General features: G+C 57.4%; 16 protein-coding genes. 11 read left to right on the top strand and 5 right to left on the bottom strand.

Annotation, left to right across the window (positions count from 1 at the left end; translation table 11 throughout):
- Positions 1 to 29: 29 nt before the first annotated feature.
- The 4 genes from ALMA_RS01370 (at position 30) to rpiA (ending at position 4,554) form a co-directional block, all read left to right on the top strand.
- A complete protein-coding gene (locus tag ALMA_RS01370; protein WP_094726183.1) occupies positions 30 to 1,175 on the top strand; it encodes a diacylglycerol/lipid kinase family protein in 1,146 nt (381 codons plus the stop codon).
- A gap of 70 nt (positions 1,176 to 1,245) precedes the next feature.
- Positions 1,246 to 2,922 carry a phosphoglucomutase (alpha-D-glucose-1,6-bisphosphate-dependent) gene (gene pgm / locus ALMA_RS01365; protein ID WP_094726055.1) on the top strand — a complete coding sequence of 559 codons (1,677 nt, stop codon included), beginning with the start codon at positions 1,246 to 1,248 and terminating at the stop codon, positions 2,920 to 2,922.
- An 11-nt stretch (positions 2,923 to 2,933) separates the two neighbouring features.
- The gene (locus tag ALMA_RS01360; protein WP_094726054.1) at positions 2,934 to 3,827 is read left to right on the top strand and encodes an RNase H family protein; all 894 of its coding nucleotides are present in this window, start codon (positions 2,934 to 2,936) and stop codon (positions 3,825 to 3,827) included.
- A 34-nt stretch (positions 3,828 to 3,861) separates the two neighbouring features.
- Complete coding sequence (gene rpiA, locus ALMA_RS01355) at positions 3,862 to 4,554, top strand: ribose-5-phosphate isomerase RpiA (protein WP_094726053.1); 693 nt, start codon at positions 3,862 to 3,864, stop codon at positions 4,552 to 4,554.
- Between the two features lie 405 nt (positions 4,555 to 4,959).
- Here rpiA and ALMA_RS01350 read toward each other — a convergent pair whose 3' ends face one another.
- Both ALMA_RS01350 and lpdD read right to left on the bottom strand, forming a co-directional pair.
- A complete protein-coding gene (locus tag ALMA_RS01350; RefSeq protein ID WP_094726052.1) occupies positions 4,960 to 6,789 on the bottom strand; it encodes an AMP-dependent synthetase/ligase in 1,830 nt (609 codons plus the stop codon).
- Between the two features lie 45 nt (positions 6,790 to 6,834).
- Positions 6,835 to 7,254 carry a prenylated flavin chaperone LpdD gene (lpdD, locus tag ALMA_RS01345; protein WP_094726051.1) on the bottom strand — a complete coding sequence of 140 codons (420 nt, stop codon included), beginning with the start codon at positions 7,252 to 7,254 and terminating at the stop codon, positions 6,835 to 6,837.
- 64 nt (positions 7,255 to 7,318) lie between these two features.
- Here lpdD and ALMA_RS01340 point away from each other — a divergent pair, with 64 nt between their 5' ends.
- From ALMA_RS01340 to ALMA_RS01320, 5 genes are all read left to right on the top strand, one after another.
- The gene (locus tag ALMA_RS01340; protein ID WP_094726050.1) at positions 7,319 to 8,293 is read left to right on the top strand and encodes an AraC family transcriptional regulator; all 975 of its coding nucleotides are present in this window, start codon (positions 7,319 to 7,321) and stop codon (positions 8,291 to 8,293) included.
- Positions 8,294 to 8,422: 129 nt separating this feature from the next.
- Complete coding sequence (locus ALMA_RS01335) at positions 8,423 to 9,811, top strand: MFS transporter (RefSeq protein WP_094726049.1); 1,389 nt, start codon at positions 8,423 to 8,425, stop codon at positions 9,809 to 9,811.
- 45 nt (positions 9,812 to 9,856) lie between these two features.
- Complete coding sequence (locus ALMA_RS01330) at positions 9,857 to 11,233, top strand: subtype B tannase (protein WP_094726048.1); 1,377 nt, start codon at positions 9,857 to 9,859, stop codon at positions 11,231 to 11,233.
- A gap of 25 nt (positions 11,234 to 11,258) precedes the next feature.
- The gene (locus ALMA_RS01325) at positions 11,259 to 12,755 is read left to right on the top strand and encodes a UbiD family decarboxylase (RefSeq protein WP_094726047.1); all 1,497 of its coding nucleotides are present in this window, start codon (positions 11,259 to 11,261) and stop codon (positions 12,753 to 12,755) included.
- Complete coding sequence (locus tag ALMA_RS01320; RefSeq protein WP_094726046.1) at positions 12,752 to 13,333, top strand: UbiX family flavin prenyltransferase; 582 nt, start codon at positions 12,752 to 12,754, stop codon at positions 13,331 to 13,333. Before ALMA_RS01325 ends, ALMA_RS01320 begins: the two co-directional genes overlap by 4 nt.
- Before the next feature lie 78 nt (positions 13,334 to 13,411).
- Here ALMA_RS01320 and ALMA_RS01315 read toward each other — a convergent pair whose 3' ends face one another.
- Both ALMA_RS01315 and ALMA_RS01310 read right to left on the bottom strand, forming a co-directional pair.
- Positions 13,412 to 13,501, bottom strand: coding sequence for a 30S ribosomal protein bS22 (locus ALMA_RS01315; RefSeq protein ID WP_004268639.1), 90 nt, complete (start codon positions 13,499 to 13,501; stop codon positions 13,412 to 13,414).
- 99 nt (positions 13,502 to 13,600) lie between these two features.
- Positions 13,601 to 14,269 (bottom strand): hypothetical protein, encoded by a 669-nt coding sequence (locus ALMA_RS01310; protein WP_244568815.1) that lies wholly within the window; start codon positions 14,267 to 14,269, stop codon positions 13,601 to 13,603.
- A 91-nt stretch (positions 14,270 to 14,360) separates the two neighbouring features.
- Between ALMA_RS01310 and ALMA_RS01305 the strand changes: the two genes are divergently transcribed.
- Positions 14,361 to 15,095, top strand: a complete 735-nt coding sequence (locus tag ALMA_RS01305) for a DUF975 family protein (protein WP_094726045.1) — start codon at positions 14,361 to 14,363, stop codon at positions 15,093 to 15,095.
- Between the two features lie 65 nt (positions 15,096 to 15,160).
- Positions 15,161 to 16,693 carry a DNA repair protein RadA gene (locus tag ALMA_RS01300; RefSeq protein WP_094726044.1) on the top strand — a complete coding sequence of 511 codons (1,533 nt, stop codon included), beginning with the start codon at positions 15,161 to 15,163 and terminating at the stop codon, positions 16,691 to 16,693.
- 22 nt (positions 16,694 to 16,715) lie between these two features.
- Here the strand turns inward: ALMA_RS01300 and ALMA_RS01295 are convergent, their stop codons facing one another.
- Positions 16,716 to 17,408: a hypothetical protein gene (locus ALMA_RS01295; protein ID WP_094726043.1), complete on the bottom strand. Its 693-nt coding sequence runs from the start codon at positions 17,406 to 17,408 to the stop codon at positions 16,716 to 16,718.
- Positions 17,409 to 17,427 lie beyond the last annotated feature (19 nt).

Below are 17,427 nucleotides of genomic sequence, written 5' to 3'. Positions count from 1 at the left end.
TCATTTCCTCTACAAATGAAAGTATGTTTATGAGCTGGGACGCTACATCTTCTACAGTGGCTTGGACGGTGGCCATCATCGTGGCCGCTGTTTTCCTCGTGTTCGCCATTATCTCGAGTATGCGTTCGAGCAAACGCCAGCGGGAGATGGCTGCTGCGGATGAGCGTCTGAGCGACCAGACCATCACGTATGCCTTCATTATTAATCCCTCGAAGCCCGAGTCCGAAGAGGCTCGCGCTACCATCGAGACGTACTGTGCTGAACATGGAATTGTCCATCCTCTCTTCCTCGACACGCAGCTGGATAAGGACGGTCGCGCGTGCGCTGAAGAGGCGCTCGAACGCGGCGCGGACGTGGTCATAGCCGTGGGCGGGGACGGTACGGTGCGCACCGTCGCGAGCGCGATGGCGTACTCGACGCACGCGTTCGGCGTCATACCCATCGGTACGGGGAATCTGTTCGCGCGGAACATGGGCATTCCGGTGAATAACATCGAGGCGGCGCTCGCCATCGCGACATCGCACGGCAGCCGTCGCGTGGACATGGGCCGTATGAATATCCTCGATTCGGCTGAACCGGACCACGAGCACGGCTTCCTCGTCATCGCGGGCGCGGGATTCGACGCGTATATGATTAACGACACGGATCCGGCGCTGAAGAAGAATATCAGCTGGTTCGCGTATTTCGTGGCCGCGTTTAAGCATCTGTTCGGACAGAAGAGCCGCGGAACGATTTTGATTCGGACGGCTGCAGGCGTGGACCACGCGCTCTCGAACGTGCAGTTCCGCACTATTATGGCGGGAAACTGCGGGAATATTCCTGGGTTTAGCTTGATGCCGGACGCGCTTTTTGATGACGGTCTGCTGGATATAGAGACAATTGACACACGGGGCGGATTACTCGGCTGGGCGAGCTTGTTCGGTGACGTGGTCCATAAGACCCTCACGCGAAGCTCACGGCAGTCGCCGTTCGCCACGCATGCCACGGTCCGCCAGTATCAGGGCACGAGTGCCGAGGTCATCCTCGAAAAGCCAGTGCTGGCCGAAGTGGACGGAGATATCCTCGGTAAGTCGGATCACTTTATGTTCTCCATAGACCGAAAGGCTCTCCTCGTACGTGCTCCGAAGCTCAGTGAGCTGGGTTCCGAGACCGGAACGCTACCTCCTGTAGCATAGGTACACACACAAGGCGCACACGCGCCATGTTCACATGCTTCTAGAGTACCTCTTATGGCACAATGGAAGCATGGTAGCACATAACGCAGGCTTTGTAGCCACTGAAAACGATTTAGTAGACGTAGACGCTCTCATCGGCGCCTACTATGACGATGTTCCAGATCCAGCGACGCCATCGGAACGCGTGATTTTCGGTACCTCCGGACACCGCGGTTCCGCTCTGAAGCGCACGTTTAATGAAGCACACATCGTCTCCATCTCCCAGGCCATCGCCGAGTACCGTAAAAAGGCCGGCATCACAGGGCCTCTGTACATCGGTCGTGACACACACGCACTGAGCCTTCCAGCCTGGAAGACCTCCATCGAGGTCCTCGTAGCGAATGGTGTGCGAGTGCGCATCGATGCGCGAGATGATTACACCCCTACCCCTGTGGTTTCGCAGGCCATCCTCACGCATAACCGCGCAGCTGATGGCACGCAGCGCTTCTCGGGCGACGACATCGCAGACGGTATCGTGGTCACTCCGTCGCATAATCCTCCGACGGATGGTGGCTTTAAGTATGACCCGACTACGGGCGGTCCAGCCTCCGCTGAGATTACTGCAGCTATAGCAGACCGCGCGAACGAGCTGCTCCAGAACTGGACGAGCATTCAGCGCGTTCCATTCGAACAGGCCATGAAGTCCGACCTCATCGAGCGCTTCGACTTCCGCCAGCACTATGTAGAGGACCTGAGGAACGTCATCGACTTCGAGGCTATGAAGTCTTCGGGTGTGCGCCTCGGCATAGACCCACTTGGCGGCGCATCCGTGAACTACTGGCCGCTGATTAACGAGGTATACGGCACGAACATCGGCGTGCTGAACGCCACTGTGGACCCACAGTGGTCCTTCATGACTCTGGACCATGACGGAAAGATCCGCATGGACCCGAGCTCACCGTATGCCATGAAGGGGCTGCTGGACCGCCTGAACGCTGGCGCATGGGACCAGTATGACCTCGTGGGCGGTACAGATCCCGATGCAGACCGCCACGGCATCGTCTGCCCAGGCACGGGCGTTATGAACCCGAACCACTACATCGCTGTCTGCGTGGAGTACCTCTTCGGTGGGAACCGTCCAGACTGGCCAGCTACGGCAGGCGTGGGTAAGACTCTCGTCTCCTCCAGCCTTATCGACCGAGTGGTGGCTTCCATCGGTGCGAAGCTCGTAGAAGTGCCAGTAGGCTTTAAGTGGTTCGTGGCCCCACTCTTTAGCGGGGATGTGGCTTTCGGCGGCGAGGAATCCTCTGGCATGAGCTTCCTGCGCAGGAATGGCCGCGTGTGGACCACAGATAAGGATGGCCTTATCCCAGACCTGCTCGCCGCTGAGATTACGGCGAAGACTGGAAAGAATCCTGCTGAACTGCACGCCGACCAGGTAGCTCGCTTCGGCGAAAGCTGGTACACGCGTGTGGACACCCCTACCACTCTGGAGATGAAGCAGAAGTTTGCTGGACTGACGGCAGACTCCGTAAGCGCGACGAGCGTGGCTGGCGAGGACATCACTGCGAAGATGACCACTGCTCCAGGAAATGGCGCAGCCATAGGCGGTCTGAAGGTGACGACGTCGAACTCGTGGTTCGCTGCACGTCCATCCGGAACGGAGAACATCTATAAGGTCTACGCCGAGTCCTTCACGTCGCCTGAGACCCTGGACACTGTCGTGTCTGAGGCCATGGACGTGGTAAACGACGCATTAGCAGACTAAACGGAATATATATGACCATTAACTTCACAGTAACCGTATCCACTGATGGCAGTGCTCTGAATAACCCGAACGGTCCTATGGGCTGGGGTTGGGTCGAGCATACGCGAGAGAACCCGGGCGGCGTATCTACTGCCATCTCGGGGCGCTCGGAAGACTGCGGTGGCGCCTCGAATGGAACGAACCAGATAGGCGAGCTGACCGCAGTCCTCCAGTGCTTGCGCGAGCATCCTGGAGACTATCCTCTCGTTATCGAGACGGATTCTCAGTATGCCATTAACTGCTCCACCACGTGGATTAAAGGCTGGAAGAGAAATGGCTGGAAGAACTCGAAGAAAGAGCCAGTGAAGAATGCAGAGCTCATTAAAGCTATCGATGCTGAGCTCACTGCCCGCACTGGCTCCGTGGACTTCGTCTGGGTAAAAGGCCACGCGGGGAACTTCTATAATGAAAAAGTCGATGATCTCGCCCGCGGGTTCGCCGAACGCGCAGGTCGAGGGGAAATTGACGGAAAAATGCCGGAAGAAGGATGGTCAGTCCTGATAAACGGTCCGTATGCGCGCGGGCTGAAAGTCCCAGAAAACCGCGAAACGCGCATCACGCAGCCTCTGCCAGAGCCTGAGCCGAAGCTCGGACTGTGGGAAGAGCAGCTGCTCGCAGAAGTGGAAGAGCCGGAACCGCACGAGTCCACTCTCGTCGATCAGCCGCTCTTTCACGAAGATAACGGCATCATCACCGAAGAACTCATCACGCGTCTGAACCAGGCCACCGAACGTTTTGACGCTGCAGCACAGCGCCTGCAGCTAGCCAGTGAGCACATGGATCAGGCCGTGGCGAAGCTCGACGAAGCTATCCGCCGCTTTGACGACGGAAGCTGGAAGAGTAATCATCAGGATACGCTATTTTAGAGTGTAGGATTTGTCTACAGATAAAGGAGGCCGTATGGCTACTCAGGATGAACTGAAGAAGGCAGCAGGTATCGAAGCTGCGAAGCTGGTCCAGGACGGAATGACCGTGGGCCTGGGCACGGGCTCGACCGTGCGTTTCTTCGTGGACGAGCTGGGACGCCGTGTGCAGGAAGAAGGCCTGAAGTTTACTGGCGTGACCACCTCGGTGCGCACGAAGGAGCAGGCGGAAGGCTATGGCATCACCATCGTGGATGTGGATGATGTGGACCGCATCGATGTGACCGTGGATGGTGCGGATGAAGTGGACGACCGCTTCGACGGCATTAAGGGTGGCGGCGCTGCCCTGCTGTGGGAGAAGATCGTGGCGACGAACTCGGATAAGATCGTGTGGATCGTGGATGAGTCGAAGGTGGTCAGCACCATCGGTAAGTTCCCACTGCCAGTGGAGGTCATTCCATTCGGTGCCGGCCAGGTGGTGAAGCTCTTCGAAAAGAAGGGGTATAAGCCGGTGCTGCGTCTGGATGCTGAGGGCGAGCCTGTACGCACAGATGAGAAGAATTTCGTCGTGGATCTGCACCTCGAGCGCATCGATGATCCTCAGGGACTGGCTGAGGACCTCATCCACACTGTGGGCGTGGTAGAGCACGGCTTGTTCCTGAACATGGTGGATACCGTTATCGTGGGTGACGAAAATGGTCCACGTGTGCTGACGAATCCGAATAAGTAAGGGCATAAGTAAGGGCAGCTGCTCAAGACTCAGTAGAGCGCTCGACATGGTACGCCTGAACCACGTACCATGTCGAGCGCTCTACTTTTTTATGTGAAGATGGCGAGTTTGTAGTCACGTTTGACCGTTTTCGCCGAACGCGTTCGAGAATCAGAATGGCTTATTTCTGCGGTTTCTGCTTTTCCGAGGCGCTGTACAGACGGTCATTCGTGACTACAAACGGGCTGTTTTGACGAGAAAAGTGAAAGTGCCCAGAGGAGAGTGCCCAGAGAGCTTCCGCGCCTTAGAGCCTTAGCGCTTTAGTGCCTTAGCACCTTAGTGCGCCGTCAGCCCGAGCCCCATCGAGCCCCATCGAGCCTCATTCGAGCCTCATCGAGCCCCGCGCACACACCGCGCTCCCACACCCTACTTCCGCGGCGTATAAATCTCCTTCTCTACCACATCCTGATAGTGCTGGATAATCACAGAACGCTTCGTCTTCAGGCTCGCCGTGAGCATACCATTTTCCTCAGTAAACGTGTCGGCGAGAATCTTATACTTGCGGATGGATTCTGCGCGCGAGACCTGCAGATTTGCCTTATCCACGGCACGCTCCACTTCTGCAGCCACGATAGGATTCACCGCCGCCGCTTCCAAAGACTCTACCTCAGCAGCCCCCTGAGAGGCCAGCCAGGCATTCGTATCCGCGAGGTCCAGCGTGATGAGAGCCGCGATGAACGGCTTCTTATCCCCTATGACCACGCACTGGCTGACCACTGGAGACGTGGCTACGCTGGACTCCAGCATGCTCGGCGAGACGTTCTTTCCGCCCGCGGTAATGATGAGATCCTTCTTCCTCCCTGTAATGCGGATAAACCCATCAGAGTCGATATCTCCGAGATCGCCCGTATGCAGCCAGCCATCCACGAGCTGCGTGGCGTCGATCTCCGGATGATTATGATACCCGAGGCACACACTCTCACTCTTCACACACAGCTCACCATCGTCAGCCACGCCGAAAGTCATGCCTTCCAGTGGCACACCTATGGTGCCTATCTTATACCCCTTCGTCGGGTTCACGCACACCGGAGCACACGTCTCGGTCATGCCATAGCCCTCGAGCAGTGGCAATCCCACACCATTAAAGAAATGCGCGATAGACGAGTCGAGTGGCGCTCCACCCGAAACCGCATACTCCACGTGTCCACCGAAGACGCCGAGAATGGTCTTATAAATAACGCGCTGGTAGAGCGCATACTGGAGGCGTTTGGCGAAGCTTAGGGTGCGTCCTTCCTGCTGTGCGTGCGACCATTCGCGCGCGAGGTTCGCCGCGCGGTTAAACAGCCGTCCCACATATCCGCGTCCTGCCTTCTGCGAGGCCGCGTTATACACTTTTTCGAAGATGCGCGGAACGGCGAGGATAAACGTCGGCTTAAACGACTGGAAGTCCGGGATGATAGTCTTCAGGTTATTCGACAGGCCGAGGACTGTGTCCGATCCGATGCAGAAGAATTGCATATACCGCGCGAACACGTGAGCGAGCGGTAAGAACAGCAGCAGCCGCGCGCCGCCCGGACGGTAGCAGATATCCGTCATGGACTGAATGCCGCTGTACGCCGCGTAGACGAAGTTCGCGTGCGACAGCTCGATGCCTTTCGGCGTGCCCGTCGAGCCGGACGTATAGACGATGGTCGCGAGATCCGCGCCGCGTACCGCCTGCTCGCGCGCCCAGAAGTCCGCGTCCGCCACGGCCTTTCCGTATTCCGTCAGCGTCTGCATGATGGTGACGTCCGTACTGTCGTTATCGAGGATGAAGACGTCCGTAACCGTAGGCATGTCGTTCCTCACAGCGTCAATTTTCTCGCGCTGCGCATCGTTCTCCGCCACGATGATACGCACCTGGGAGTCGTTCGCTATGGTCTTCACCTGCAGCGCAGAATTCGTCTCATAGATAGGCACCGTCACCGCGCCGATGCTCATGATGGCGAGGTCGAGCGCCGTCCACTCCCAGCGCGTACGCGACATGACAGCGACGGCATCTCCCTGCTTCACACCGCGCGCCATCAGACCCTTCGCCAGACCTATGACCACAGTCTGGAATTCCTCAGCAGTATACCCTGTCCAGGAGCCGTCTGCCGCTTTATACTCGATGAGCGGCTCATGCGCAGCGCGCTGCACGCGGTTCTGGAGGATGGAGAAGACATTCGCATCCGCATCGATAGGCGTGGTGACCGCGCGCGTGTATTCCTTACGCATAGATACTTCCTTCCGTCACGTCGTGGTTACGATTCTACGGCATGCTCAGGTCCGCGGATGCGCGGGAGAGAAGCGTTCCGTAAGTACCTGTGCGGGATGCTCGTCGAGCCATAATGCCACGTCTGCAGTCAGCTCGTCCGTAGCACGGAAGACATCCTCCATCTGCTCCGCAGTGATATTCTGCACATGCACACCCGCCAGGATGATGAGATTTCCCGAGACGTGCGCAGCCAGAACCGCCGCCATCTTTTCCGTCAGTACTCCTTCCTGATGTACTCGCCCCGGTCTACTCGCGAATGCGTGCGTGGTCATCTCGCCGTGCGCATCCACCATGGTGACCACTCCGAGATGAGGCACATCACCTCCTGTGAGCTCTACTCGTACATCTGCATTCACACGTCGGATACGTGCCTGGACAGTCACGCATCCTCGCGTGCGATGCAGCTCTCCTTCACTTGGATTCATCGCTTCCACTCTCCTTTCCCGAAAAAGTATAATTTTCTGTCATTCTACGCTAGACTAGTTCCGTATGACAGAGTCTTTCCGCGCTTACCATCCATCTACTTCTCCGTCCGCACTGCAGTCGAAGGGGTCCGTCCGCCTCGGCGCTCCGGACGACCATGCCGCTCCCATGCAGATTCTCGACGAATCTCGCGGTCCTTTTCGCATCGTCTCCATCACAGCGCACTCGCACTCGGCATACTCCGCCTCGCATATCGTGGAGAATCACTGGCATGCCGCACTCGAAGTGGTCGCGACCCTCGTGGGACATTCTCACCACTACATCGATGGCCGCGAGTACATCGCTCAGCCTGGAGATGTCTTCGTCATCAGCCCCTACAGCTTCCATAGCGTGATTCCTGACATCACCACGTATGTGGCGTATCCTGATGACACTCCAGTGGCCATCGTACTCCACATCGGCTACCAGTACATGGACTACCTTATCCCGAATCTCGCATCCTCCGTTTTCCAGGTACGTACCGACGACCCGTCTCTCCGCGAGCGCGAAGCAGCCATCCTCCGTGAGCTTCTCCACCTTCAGAATCCTTCTGTCCGTACGGTCTACACGCACATTCTCGAGGGGAGTCTGACGAACGAGCTGCTCTATCTGCTCTGCAGCACACACCTCCAGCCCGAGCGAGCCGCCATCTCCACCTCGAGACATAAGCACATCGCGCGCCTCCAGCAGATTATCGAGTACACGGATGAACACTATACCGAGCGCCTCTCTCAGCAAATGGTCGCCCAGAAGTTCCACTTTTCGAAAGAGTATTTCGCCCGCTTTTTTAAAGACAGCACGGGACTGACATACATGGATTATCTCTCGAAAAAGCGCTGTTCCCTCGCCGCGCAGCTTCTCACAAGTACCGATGAGTCTCTCACATCGATAGCGCAGAACTGTGGCTTTTCTGATGCCCGGGGACTTATTCTGCATTTTAAAAAGGAATACCACATCACTCCCCATCAGTACAGAAAGCAGCAGACGCAGCACACAGACTGAAAAGTATAATTTTTCGTCATTTTTTCGTTAATCTGCTCCCTTTCGTCGTATCCCTGACACGCCTAGACTTTTTCAGTACGAGAACGCTTCTCGTAGAAAAAGAAAGTCTCTTACAAAGGGGTACGATACATGTCTTCTCCAGTCCTCGATACGACCGCCTCCGGTGGCTCCAGTGAGATGATTCGTCTCAGCTGGCTTCAGAAAATCAGCTATGGTCTCGGAGCTGGTGGCGGTAACGTCATGAATACGCTCCTGGCCACCTTCCTTCTCGCCTACTACACGGATACAGCAGGCATAGCAGCCGCATCCATAGGCACCATGTTCGTAGTCTGCCGCTTCCTCGATGGCATCACGAACTTCGTCATGGGCAGTCTCATCGATAACACACACTCGCGATTCGGTAAAGCACGCCCGTGGCTGTTTGCCAGCGCTCCGCTCATGCTCGTGGGCATCGTGGCCATCATGAATGTTCCGATGGGCTGGAGTGAGACAGCGAAGCTCATCTACGCCTACGTATCCTATCTCTTCCTCAATGGCATCGTAGCCACGATGTTCGGTATCTCCCATAACGCTCTGCTCGCTCGCCTCACGCGTGACGTGGACAGCCGTAATGATGCATCCATGGTGTCCAGCGTGCTGAATAACGTCATCGGTCTCGCCGCCGGCATCCTCATCACGTGGCTCCAGCTGAGCATGGGATGGTTCTTCACGAGTATCGTTCTGGGTATTCTGACCGCAGTCCTCATTCTCATCCCGTCTGTAACTCTGCAGGAGAAAGTGGGCATGTCTGGCCCGAATTCAGCAGATGAGACACTCCAGAAGACGCCACAACCATCTCTGAAGGAACAGCTTCCTGCTGTTTTGAAGAATCGCTACTTCTGGCTGAGCCTGCTGCTGGGGACTCTTATTCTTTTCGTGAATGCGAATGCCATCGGCGCGCAGATCTTCTACTGCACGGTTATTCTCCATGATCCAGGCTTCATGACTGTTCTGCTCATGGCCGGACAGATTCCAGGAATTCTCGTCCTCTTCCTCATGCCATACTGTGCCCGTCGCTTCTCCAAGCGCGCATTCATGGCCGCAGGTGCCGTGCTCATGATAGCTGGATTCGCGCTGACCGGCATCGCTGAGACGAATACTCTTCTCATCATCGTCGGCACCGTTCTGCGTTCCATCGGCCTAGGACCGATGTTCGCCGGACTGTATGCGTTTTCCGCGGATAGCGCGGATTATGGCGAGTGGAAGTACGGCATTCGTTCGGAAGGTCTGACTGCTTCCGCACAGTCCATCGGTTCGCAGATAGGCATCGGTTTCGGGTCTGCTGCTACGGCATGGATTCTGGCTGCTGTAGGATACGACCCGGCTGCTCCTGTACAGTCTGACGCCGTCGTTTCCGCTATCCAATTCGACTTCGGCTGGATGGGCTTCTTCTTCAGCATCGTTCTGCTCGTGGGCGTTCTGCTCATGACCGTCGAGAAGTATCTTCCGGAGATCCACGCCTCGCTCGGCTACCGTTAAGCATTTCTGTGGTCAATTTTCCCTCTATCATCGAAAGGATTTCTCATGACTGACCTCACTTTCGCCCCCGACCAGTACACGGTCCACACTCTGACCAGAGATGGTCAGACACTGACCTACCGTGCCTTCGAGAATATACCCTACGCACTCCACCCCGACGATGCTGCTTTTCAGCGTCTGAGTATCTATGTCCCCGAAGCATTCTATGCCGGTCAGTCCGTTCATGGATACACCCTGAGCACAGCACCTATCTTCCTCCCGAATACTGTGGGAGGGTACATGCCAGGCCCTCAGGAGGCTCCTGGAGTGAACTTCCTCGGAGAGACAAACGCCACTTTTTACGCCCTTCTCCATGGCTACGTGGTGGTTTCACCCGGAGTGCGCGGGCGTGGCATGACGAATGCGGATGGACAGAATATAGGCGTAGCTCCAGCTGCTCTCTGTGATCTCAAAGCCGCTGTACGCTTTCTGCGCCATAACGCTACCACTGTTCCCGGCGACACCGAGAAAATCATCTCGAATGGTACGAGTGCAGGCGGCGCTCTTTCCTCGCTTCTCGCGAGCACAGGAAACCACCCTGACTATGCTCCCTACCTTGCTGCGATGGGTGCAGCCGATGAGCGCGATGACATCTTCGCAGCATCCTGCTACTGCCCTATCACGAACCTCGATCATGCAGATATGGCCTACGAGTGGGAGTTCCATACTCTCCTCGAGTACCATATGGTCACGTTCCTTCCTCCTCGAGACGGGGAGAAAGAACCGAGAAAATTGAACAAAGACGGTCTTCTCACAGCTCACCAGCAGACGCTCTCCGCTCAACTACACGACGCCTTCCAGCCGTATCTGCAGTCTCTGCCATTCTGGACGGGCGAACCAGAAGCCGAGCTGCGCGAGCTCATCGAGAATACCGTTCTGGCGTCAGCGCAAAAAGCGCTCGACGCAGGCGCTCCGCTCGCAGATGATCCAGCAGTCACAGCATGGCTAACGGTGGACGGCGGACAGGCCACACGCATGGACTGGGACGGGTACATCCGCTTCCGCACGCGCATGAAGGAGACTCCTGCATTTGATGCACTGAACGGACAGTCTCCCGAAAATGAGCTCTTCGGAACCGCTCACATCCCGTCTCAGCATTTTACTGCGGTATACGGCGACGAATCTCGGGCAGATGCACACATTATCCGCATGATGAACCCGATGACCTATCATTCAGATACTCACGCCACGCTTGCTTCGCACGTACGTCTGCGTCATGGATCCATGGACCGCGACACGTCTCTCGCTATCTCTGCCTTACTCTATCTAAGCTTCCAGAAGGCAGGAGTGGACGTTAACCTCGAGTATCCATGGGGTCTGCCTCATGCAGGAGATTATGATCTCGACGAGCTCTTCGCATGGATCGACTCTCTGTGCGCGTAACGCCACACGAAAGAAAGGATAGAGAATGACATCAGAAAATCAGGTAGACAGCCTCCGTTCAGCGCTCGCACTCCTCCGCCAGCATCCGGGACAGCTCGCAGAGACAGATGTGCCAGTGCACCCCCATGCCGAGCTCGCCGGAGTGTATCGGCACATAGGCGCAGGAGGAACTGTAGCGCGGCCGACGACAGAGGGGCCGGCTCTCCTCTTCCACAGTGTGGAAGGGCATCCTGACTCGTCTGTCCTCATAGGACTCCTCGCCAGCCGCGAGCGCGTGGGGCTTCTGCTCGGATGTGCTCCGTCGGAGCTCGGAAAAAAGCTCTTCTCGAGTGTGGATAATCCTATTCCACCTGTCCTTGTGGATGGCCCCGCTGCCTGCCAGGAGGTCGTTCACCGCGCAAGCGACCCCGACTTCGACCTCCATACACTTCTGCCTGCACCGACGAACACTCCCGATGATGCCGGTCCGTACATCACACTCGGCATGTGTTACGCTACACATCCCGACACTGGAGTGCATGATGTGACTATTCATCGTCTATGTATTCAGGGAAAAGATGAGCTCTCCATCTTCTTCACTCCGGGAGCGCGCCACATCGGTGCCATGGCGGAGCGCGCTGAAGAACTCGGGCAGACTCTTCCCATCTCCGTGAGTATCGGCGTAGACCCTGCCATCGAGATAGGAGCCTGCTTCGAAGCGCCTACGACACCCCTCGGATATGATGAGCTGAGTGTGGCAGGAGCCCTGCGCGGGAAACCTGTGGAGCTCGTCTCCTGCCTTACGGTCGACCAGCGTGCCATCGCGAATGCGGAATATGTCATCGAAGGCGAAGTCATTCCTCATGTCCGCGTTCAGGAAGATCAGAACTCGCATACTGGGTATGCTATGCCAGAATTTCCGGGATATACGGGGCCAGCGAGCGACCAGTGCTGGAAGATCAAAGTGACAGCCGTGACCACGCGACGGCACCCCATCATGCAGACCTGTATAGGTCCGAGTGAAGAGCACGTGTCCATGGCAGGAATACCTACAGAAGCCAGCATCTGGGGCATGATAGACAAAGCCATGCCAGGGCGGCTGCGTAATGTATACTGTCCTTCTTTCGGAGGAGGAAAATTCGCCGCTATCCTCCAGTTTGAGAAGAAGACGGCGTCCGATGAGGGACGTCAGAGGCAGGCTGCTCTCCTCGCTTTTAGCGCCTTTAGCGAGCTCAAGCACGTCTTTCTCGTGGACCCAGACGTGGACTGCTTCGACATTAGTGACGTCATGTGGGCTATGACCACACGCTTCCAGTCTGATGTGGATGTCATCTCCATCCCCGATGTGCGCTGCCATCCGCTCGACCCGTCGAATGACCCTCAGTACAGCTCACACCTGAGCGCGCATGGTATGGCGCGTAAGACCATCTTCGACTGTACCGTGCCTTTCGACCAGAAGGACCGTTTTAGGAGATCACGTTTTATGGATGTCGATCCTGAGCACTGGGTTCCTTCGACGCGAGAAGAAAGGACAGAATCATGAAACGCATTATCGTAGGAGCTACCGGAGCTAGCGGACTCCCGCTGCTCATCGATGTACTGCGCATTATTCGAGAAAATGCGGATGATGGCTGGCGCTCTACACTCATTCTGAGCGACAGCTCCCAGACCACTCTTCAGTGGGAGACGGGGCTCAGTGTCTCCGACGTTCGCGAGCTCGCGGATGACTGGTATGAGCCTACAGAGATAGGCGCACGTCCTGCAAGCGGCTCTTACCCTACCGCAGGAATGGTGGTCGTTCCCTGCTCGATGAAAACTCTGGCCGGCATACACAGTGGCTATGCAGAGAATCTTCTCCTGCGTGCTGCCGATGTGACCATCAAGGAACAGCGTCCACTCGTCCTGTGCACTCGAGAAAGTCCGCTCAGCCCCATCCACCTGAGAAATATGCAGGAGCTTTCGAGCATTCCGGGAGTGCGTATCATGCCACCCGTTATGAACTTCTACGGGCACTATACGTCCATCGAGGAGATGACCTATTCCATCGCCGCTCGACTTCTGTCCCCTTTCGGCATCACTGCTTCGGGATATCAAGGCTGGGAAGGACTTGAGGAGAGATAGACTTCGCTCTTCGTGTGAGGATACGAAAAAGGAGCAGGTTCCGAATGGAATCTGCTCCTTTCACGCATGTATTTAAGACTACTTACGCTGGTGGCGAGTCTTACGCAGCAGTTTGCGGTGCTTCTTCTTGCTCATCCGCTTGCGACGCTTCTTGATGACCGAACCCATCAGAGCCTCCTCTAGTTAATTGACAACTTTCCCTATGATACTACGGCTTAGCGACTGATGCACCTTTCGAGCGCAAAATCATGAAAAAATCCCGAAAATTTAGTACGGGAAACCCGCGTAGAAGCTATTCACCGCACTCTTCGGCCCCTTAGCTTCAAAGACCACCGTATCATTCCTCCAGACGACCACAGACTTCGTCGAATCTGCTTCATCTGCATGAATCTCGTAATCTCCCGTCTCCTGACCGCTCACATGAACCTTCCCCGAGGCCAGTGTGCCCGCGGTAAGTGCTCCACGCAACGCATCATACTGCGCGGTAGCCTGTGCAGCAGTGGACCACTGCGCGAAGGTGAGAGTGATGTCTGCCTGACTGTCTCCCGAGGTATACGTCACCTCATACTGCTCGATAGGCGAGCTGGAATCCCATGTCGTGGTAGTCTTCAGCTCTCCACGCGCATACGTTCCCACAGAGTCTGGGAGAATTTTCGCCAAAGTGGTGGCATCATTCGGAAGGGCCACAGGACTGACCGCTACCACAGTATCTTTACCCGAAGCAGTGGCAGAGCTGTTCGACGCTGGCTGCAGAGCCCAGCCCGGCCACAGGAATGCGGAGACGAGGGCGAGCACGACCACCACGAGGATACCCCCGACGGCGAAAGTCCTGTACCGATGCGCCTTATCATGTTGCTCGACGGCTTCTTCTACCGTATCAGACGCCTTCTCATCCGGCGCTGGAGCATCCTTCTGCTGAAGAGATTCATTAGTCATAGGTAAATTGTCCCACGGCATTACGACGGCGGACACCGTACGTACCGCATACTAGAATAGAGCGCACTGAAAACGAACAAAAGGAGAACGTATGCAGCACCTCGACCGCAGCCTGCTGAAGGCCGAAGCAAAAGCCTCGCTCGAAGGAAAGTGGGGGTCCGCCGTACTCCTGACGCTCCTGTACATGCTCGTCACAGGCGTAGTGATGGTGCCGAGTATCCTCGCCCTCGTCGCCTCGGATAGTGGGCGCGGACTGCCGTTCACCGGAGACGTGGCCATATCACTGGCCGGCGTCGTTCTCACGCTCATCTTCCTGCACGTCTTCGACGGCACGGATCGTAGCTTCGGGCAGGAGCTCGCCTCGCCGTTCACGAATGGGAAGGCCGCTCCTACGCTTATTAACTGGCTGATGACGGTGGTCTTCACCTTCCTGTGGACGCTGCTGCTCATTATCCCGGGCATCATCGCACGGTACTCGTATGCACTGAGTTACTACCTCACGGACGACTGGGCGAGCCAGGGGTATAAGGTGACCGGAGCCGAGGCAGTCACCGCCTCGAAGCAGATGATGCGCGGCCATAAGTGGGAGCTTTTCGTGCTCGACCTGTCCTTCCTCGGCTGGTATCTGCTCGTAGCCATCACGTTCGGCCTCGCATCCTTCTACGTCACGCCATACCACCTGGCCACGCGCGCGGCATTCTACCGCGGCATCGTGGCGCTGGAGGCGGATCAGCAGGCGGCGGTTGCTCAGGCCGCGGCTCAGGGTGCTCAGGGTGCCGGTCAGGGCGCCGATCAGGCCGGTCCGAGCGCCCAGCCTCAGGCCTAGAACGGACACACAGACTCCCCCCCCCACCACCCCGACACACACGACACACAGGCAGGCAGTATCCCATGGCGAAATCTTCTTCTCAGTTCCTCTGCTCCGAGTGCGGGTGGAGCGGCTCGAAGTGGTTCGGCCGCTGCCCGAACTGCGGCGAGTGGGGAACTATAGAAGAATTCCATGAAGCACGCGTAACTCCTACTGCACGCGGCGGCGCGAGCAGGACGACGGCCGCGGGGGCTGGCGTTACTGGCAGAGGAGTCGGCACCAGCGCAGGATTAGGCGCCGTATCCATGAAGGACCTCATGCGTGCCGCCACGGATACCACGCTTCAGCCTGCCGAGCGCATTCCTACCGGCTTTAGCGAGTATGACCGCGTGCTCGGCGGCGGCATCGTGCCTGGAGCAGTCATTCTTATGGCTGGTGAGCCGGGGGTAGGAAAGTCCACTCTTCTACTCGAGACCGCAGGACATGTGGCAGCCACCGTGGGGGTAGCCACCGTGGGCGCGGCGAGTGGTGAGAGCGGCGAGAGTGGTAAGAGTGGCGAGAGTGGCGAGGACGAAAAGCCCGCTTCCGTCCTCTACATCTCCGGCGAAGAGTCTCTCGCCCAGATACGCATGCGCGCCATGCGCATAGGAGCCATGCAGGAGAATCTTCTGCTCGCCTCCACCACAGACCTCGACACAGTGGTCACCCTCATAGCCCAGGAAAAGCCAGCTCTGGCCATCGTGGACTCCGCACAGACCATTCACTCCTCCCGAGTGGACGGCATTCCAGGCGGCTCCACTCAGGTGCGCGAAGTGGCCACTGCACTCATCGACGTGGCGAAAGCGCAGGATATCCCACTCTTACTCGTGGGCCATGTCACGAAGGATGGGTCCATAGCGGGACCGCGCACGCTCGAGCATCTCGTGGATGTGGTCTGCCAGTTCGAGGGAGACCCCCAGACCGCACTGCGCCTCCTGCGCGCAGTGAAAAACCGCTTCGGACCTACGGATGAAGTGGGCTGCTTCGACATGAGCGGCGAGGGCATCGAGGAAGTGAAAGACCCGAGTGGCCTGTTCATGAGCGATGGCACCGATGCAGAAAACGCTGCTCCTGCCGGCACCTGTGTGAGCTTCACCATAGACGGCCACCGCAGCCTTCCCATAGAAGTGCAGACTCTCGTCACAGACTCTGTTCTGCCAGCACCGAGACGCGCGACCAATGGTGTGGATACGAACCGGCTTGCCATGCTCGTGGCAGTCCTGTACCGTCATGCACACGTGAATCTGCTGGGAAAAGACCTCTACGTCTCCACCATCGCCGGCGGACAGGCGAAAGAGCCGGCGTGTGACCTCGCCATCGTCGCAGCGCTGGCGAGCGCAGCCGCGCAGAAGCCCATACCCCGGACGACGGCGGCTATAGGTGAGATATCCCTCACCGGCCAGGTGCGCCCAGTTCCTCGCATTCAGCATAGGATTCGAGAAGCTGCACGCCTCGGCTTTACCCGCATTCTCGTACCGCGCGCACGCGGCGGCCTGCGCTATGAACGCCCAGGTGAGGTGAGCATCGTAGAAGTGAGCAGTCTCGCCGACGTCGTACGCGAGCTGAAGCTTTCGTAAGAGGATTTCGTAGGACGCACAGCTATCCTATGCTAAAGTGCACAAGGTCGGACTTCACTGAATCGTCATTCACATCCACCAGCTGCGCAGTATAGTCCCCCGACTGCGCGTAAGGAGCCTGCTCGCCCGCATTCATGCAGCCATGTCCGCCGGTGTTTACTGTAGCGCGCGAGGATATGGAATCATCCACCGCGGTATTCGAGATGACGCCATTCCATGCGGTCGTCTTCTCATACGTATCATTCTGGCCGAGCAGGATGCTGGATGCTTCTGCCGGGCAGGCATCGCTACGCCAGACCTGCACACCCTGAGAGTTCGAGATGACCACGACCATGGACGCGTCGCTCGTATCCACGAGGCAGTCCATGGAGCCTTTATGCTCGAATTTTTTCGTGAGATTTAGCGTCCCACCGCCATATATCTGGCTTTGGTCCGCACTGAGCGTGACGGACATGTCGTTCGCACTGCAGTCCGGGATTCCCGAGTCCTTCGCCTTCTGCGAGCGGAATGTGCCGGATGTGCTGGAGGAAGAATTGACCTTCTTCTGGCTCGTGCTCGCGGTGGACGCAGCGCTCGGCGCGGTCCGTCCACGCGAGGCGAGCGCGGCCACGCCCCAGCCGAGCGCGGCCAGGACGGCGAGCAGGATGACGAGCGCGACGGCTCGGCGGACGGCATACGTGCGGCGGCTCGGTGTGCGGCGGTTCTGTGCGTTCATGCGCTCTAGTGTACTCGCC

The organism is Alloscardovia macacae, assembly GCF_002259705.1.
GTDB lineage: Bacteria > Actinomycetota > Actinomycetes > Actinomycetales > Bifidobacteriaceae > Alloscardovia > Alloscardovia macacae.
This window is presented reverse-complemented; position numbering and strand designations above follow the sequence as displayed.

Coding starts and splice junctions, on each gene's coding strand:
- ALMA_RS01350 (WP_094726052.1), bottom strand. CDS start 6,789: ATGCGTAAGGAATACACGCGCGCGGTCACCACGCCTATCGATGCGGAT.
- ALMA_RS01310 (WP_244568815.1), bottom strand. CDS start 14,269: ATGACTAATGAATCTCTTCAGCAGAAGGATGCTCCAGCGCCGGATGAG.
- pgm (WP_094726055.1), top strand. CDS start 1,246: ATGGTAGCACATAACGCAGGCTTTGTAGCCACTGAAAACGATTTAGTA.
- ALMA_RS01320 (WP_094726046.1), top strand. CDS start 12,752: ATGAAACGCATTATCGTAGGAGCTACCGGAGCTAGCGGACTCCCGCTG.
- lpdD (WP_094726051.1), bottom strand. CDS start 7,254: ATGAATCCAAGTGAAGGAGAGCTGCATCGCACGCGAGGATGCGTGACT.
- ALMA_RS01295 (WP_094726043.1), bottom strand. CDS start 17,408: ATGAACGCACAGAACCGCCGCACACCGAGCCGCCGCACGTATGCCGTC.
- rpiA (WP_094726053.1), top strand. CDS start 3,862: ATGGCTACTCAGGATGAACTGAAGAAGGCAGCAGGTATCGAAGCTGCG.
- ALMA_RS01335 (WP_094726049.1), top strand. CDS start 8,423: ATGTCTTCTCCAGTCCTCGATACGACCGCCTCCGGTGGCTCCAGTGAG.
- ALMA_RS01370 (WP_094726183.1), top strand. CDS start 30: ATGAGCTGGGACGCTACATCTTCTACAGTGGCTTGGACGGTGGCCATC.
- ALMA_RS01300 (WP_094726044.1), top strand. CDS start 15,161: ATGGCGAAATCTTCTTCTCAGTTCCTCTGCTCCGAGTGCGGGTGGAGC.
- ALMA_RS01305 (WP_094726045.1), top strand. CDS start 14,361: ATGCAGCACCTCGACCGCAGCCTGCTGAAGGCCGAAGCAAAAGCCTCG.
- ALMA_RS01360 (WP_094726054.1), top strand. CDS start 2,934: ATGACCATTAACTTCACAGTAACCGTATCCACTGATGGCAGTGCTCTG.
- ALMA_RS01330 (WP_094726048.1), top strand. CDS start 9,857: ATGACTGACCTCACTTTCGCCCCCGACCAGTACACGGTCCACACTCTG.
- ALMA_RS01315 (WP_004268639.1), bottom strand. CDS start 13,501: ATGGGTTCGGTCATCAAGAAGCGTCGCAAGCGGATGAGCAAGAAGAAG.
- ALMA_RS01325 (WP_094726047.1), top strand. CDS start 11,259: ATGACATCAGAAAATCAGGTAGACAGCCTCCGTTCAGCGCTCGCACTC.
- ALMA_RS01340 (WP_094726050.1), top strand. CDS start 7,319: ATGACAGAGTCTTTCCGCGCTTACCATCCATCTACTTCTCCGTCCGCA.